General features: G+C 35.3%; 3 protein-coding genes and 1 pseudogene. All 4 read left to right on the top strand.

Annotated features, from left to right (window positions below; translation table 11 throughout):
• A pseudogene (locus ABF281_RS07155) lies at positions 1–630 on the top strand (nitrite reductase); the annotation flags it as partial.
• Positions 623–1384 (top strand): uroporphyrinogen-III C-methyltransferase, encoded by a 762-nt coding sequence (gene cobA, locus ABF281_RS07150; RefSeq protein WP_347180994.1) that lies wholly within the window; start codon positions 623–625, stop codon positions 1382–1384. The pseudogene ABF281_RS07155 and the gene cobA, both read left to right, overlap by 8 nt.
• Positions 1372–1947 (top strand): bifunctional precorrin-2 dehydrogenase/sirohydrochlorin ferrochelatase, encoded by a 576-nt coding sequence (locus ABF281_RS07145; RefSeq protein ID WP_347180993.1) that lies wholly within the window; start codon positions 1372–1374, stop codon positions 1945–1947. The genes cobA and ABF281_RS07145 overlap by 13 nt, the downstream gene beginning before the upstream one ends.
• Position 1948: 1 nt before the next feature.
• Positions 1949–2959 (top strand): NAD(P)/FAD-dependent oxidoreductase, encoded by a 1011-nt coding sequence (locus tag ABF281_RS07140; RefSeq protein ID WP_347180992.1) that lies wholly within the window; start codon positions 1949–1951, stop codon positions 2957–2959.
• Positions 2960–3146 lie beyond the last annotated feature (187 nt).

Raw genomic sequence — 3146 nt, 5'->3', positions numbered from 1 at the left:
GAAAACGGCAAGGGGAGGTTTGCTGATAAAGTGCTTAAAATTCCAGCGAAAAGAACCCCTAAAGTATTGCGATGGATATTGCTTGATTTTGAAAACTCGCGATTAAGCAATGAAGATTTTCTTTCTTACTACGACCGAAAAACAACAGACTATTTTTATCAGAATTTAAAATCCTTTTCATCTACAGATGATCTTGTAGCTGAAGATTATATTGACTGGGGAAATTCAGAAAAATACATCAAAGCAATTGGTATTGGAGAATGTGCGGGAGTAACAATCGATCTTGTACAAACTTTATTGTTTGATGCTGGAGAGTCTTTGGGTTGGGCAAAACATGCTTATAAAGAGAAAAAATTGAAGGATGCTCAATACCATTGTTACAACAGTGTTGTTAGAGCTAGTAAAGCCTTACTTACATCTAAACAAGCCAAAACAAATAGTCACGCATCAATTACCCAAGGGTTTGACTTGCATTTCCCAGAATATGAAACCCATTTTGACCTTAGTTTCGAATCTGCTTTGAAGAAAAATACCGATGCAGATTGTAGTGAAATCAATATTTTACAATTTATCGAATGGACAACAACACATTTGGATTGGATCAAAAAAACAGCTTCGAACAATGAATAATAAGGGTTCTATAACATTAGTAGGTGCAGGTCCTGGAGATCCAGAATTAATAACACTAAAAGCGGTAAAAGCGATAGAAACTGCCTCGGTTATTTTTTATGATGCATTAATATCACCTGCTTTATTGAATTATAACTCTAAAGCAGAAAAAATATTTGTTGGAAAAAGAAGTAGAAGTGTTCACACTCCTCAATCTACAATTGATCAACTGATAGTCAAACATGCCCTTAAAGGACAAAATGTAGTGCGATTGAAAGGAGGGGATCCTCTTGTTTTTGGTCGGGCAACTGAAGAACTTGAGAGTGCTCATTTACACAATATATCAACCACAATAATTCCAGGGATATCCTCTTATGCTGGAATTGCAGCTCGTCACCAAATTCCAATTACAAAACGAAAAGCACATCAAAGCTTTTGGGTTGTTACTGGACATACCGAAGATGGAAAATTTGCTGATGATTTATATTTAGCCGCTCAATCAAGTGCTACTGTGATTATACTGATGGGAATGAAACACCTCCCAGAAATCATAGCACTCTTTAAAAAGTTAAAAACGAAAAATTATCCTGTAGCTGTAATACAAAATGGAACAACTACGGCAGAGCGAAGTTTAGTTTCAACTATAGACAAGGTCGTTGAAGAAGTTGAATCAAATGAAATAAAAAATCCAGCGACCCTATTTTTTGGACCTGCAGTAACTGACGCCGTAACTAAATTTAAAAATCCCATTAACGCACTTAAATGCATCATTTAAATCCTTTATATCCTATTTTCCTTAAAACAAACCGCTTAAATTTTTTAATAGTAGGAGGGGGAAATGTAGCCTTAGAAAAACTAGAGTTTCTCTATAAATCAAGTCCAAATACTTCCGTCCACATGATTGCCACTATGGTACGAGAAGAAACAAATTCCTTTATTCAAGACAAAGATGTTCATGTAGATTTAAAACCTTATGAATTAAAAGATTTGGAAGGAAAAAATATTGTCATTGCCTGTACAGACAATCCAGAGTTAAATGAACAAATTCAAAAAGATTGCCGTCAAAAAGGAATCCTTGTCAATGTAGCAGACTGTCCTGAATGGTGCGACTTTTATATGGGAGGAATCGTTACAAAAGGAAATCTTAAAATTGCTATATCAACAAACGGCAAGTCCCCCACCCTCGCCAAAAGAATAAGACAATGGCTTGAAGCTGTACTTCCAGAAGAAGTTGACGAATTACTTGACACCCTCCAAAACTACAGAGCTACTTTAAAGGACGACTTTGCCCATAAAGTAAAAGAAATGAATTCAATAACTAAATCTTTACTTCCTTAAAATGATTCAAACAGATATATTAATAATCGGAGCGGGGCCTGTAGGTCTGTTTACTGTTTTTGAAGCTGGTTTAATGCAGCTGCGTTGTCATATTATTGACTCTATTCCACAACCAGGCGGTCAATTGAAGGAGATATATCCTAAAAAGCCCATCTATGATATTCCTGGATTTCCCAGTGTGCTAGCAGGAGATTTAATTGATAATTTAGAAAAACAAATTGAACCTTTTCAACCTGGATATACCCTTGGAGAACGAGCAGAAGACATAGAGAAATTAGAAGACCTATCTTTTTTAGTAACAACCAATGAAGGGACGCTTCACAAAGCTCCAGTAGTCATTATTGCAGGAGGTCTTGGTAGTTTTGAAGCGAGAAAACCCAAATTAGATTCTTTGCCCTTCTATGAAAAAAAGGGAGTTGAATATATGATAAAAGATCCTAATCTTTATCTAGACAAGAAAATTGTTATCTCTGGAGGTGGAGATTCTGCACTAGATTGGGCACTCTATTTTGCTCAAAAAAGTTCTGAGAAAATACACTTGATTCATCGCTCGGATAGTTTCCGTGCTCATAAAGACTCTGTAAATAATGTTTATGCTCTTCAGGAGAAAAGGAAAATTGAAATTCACACTTTTTCTGAAGTAACGAATCTCAAAGGAAAAGAACTGCTTGATGAAATAGAAATCACAAATAAGGAAGGGCATAAAACTCTCATAGCTACCGATTATTGGTTTCCTCTTTTTGGTCTCTCACCCAAACTTGGTCCCCTCTCAAATTGGGGTTTGGAAATTGAAAAAAATGCTATTGTAGTTGATAATACCCTAGACTACCAAACGAATATTCCTGGCATCTTTGCAGTGGGAGATGTCAACACTTACCCTAGAAAGCTTAAACTTATTTTATGTGGTTTTCATGAAGCCACCTTAGCGGTTCAGTCCGCTTATAAAATCATTAATCCTGAAAAAAGGTTCACTATGAAGTATACAACAGTTCAGGGCATAAATGGCTTTTAAAATACTTTTCTGTTTTTCTCGTTAGTTCGTTCGTTAAAACAAAATTTGATCCTGTAAAACACTGGTAATTTTCTGCTAAAAATGTTAGTTGATTAAAAAATGATCCATAATTCATTGATGTTAAAGAATACGATAAAGAGGAATTATTACCCATAGACTGCTATTATCAAAACAAATTAATGACATT

The organism is Wenyingzhuangia sp. (assembly GCF_039768515.1).
GTDB lineage: Bacteria > Bacteroidota > Bacteroidia > Flavobacteriales > Flavobacteriaceae > Wenyingzhuangia.
This window is presented reverse-complemented; position numbering and strand designations above follow the sequence as displayed.

Coding starts and splice junctions, on each gene's coding strand:
- cobA (WP_347180994.1), top strand. CDS start 623: ATGAATAATAAGGGTTCTATAACATTAGTAGGTGCAGGTCCTGGAGAT.
- ABF281_RS07145 (WP_347180993.1), top strand. CDS start 1,372: ATGCATCATTTAAATCCTTTATATCCTATTTTCCTTAAAACAAACCGC.
- ABF281_RS07140 (WP_347180992.1), top strand. CDS start 1,949: ATGATTCAAACAGATATATTAATAATCGGAGCGGGGCCTGTAGGTCTG.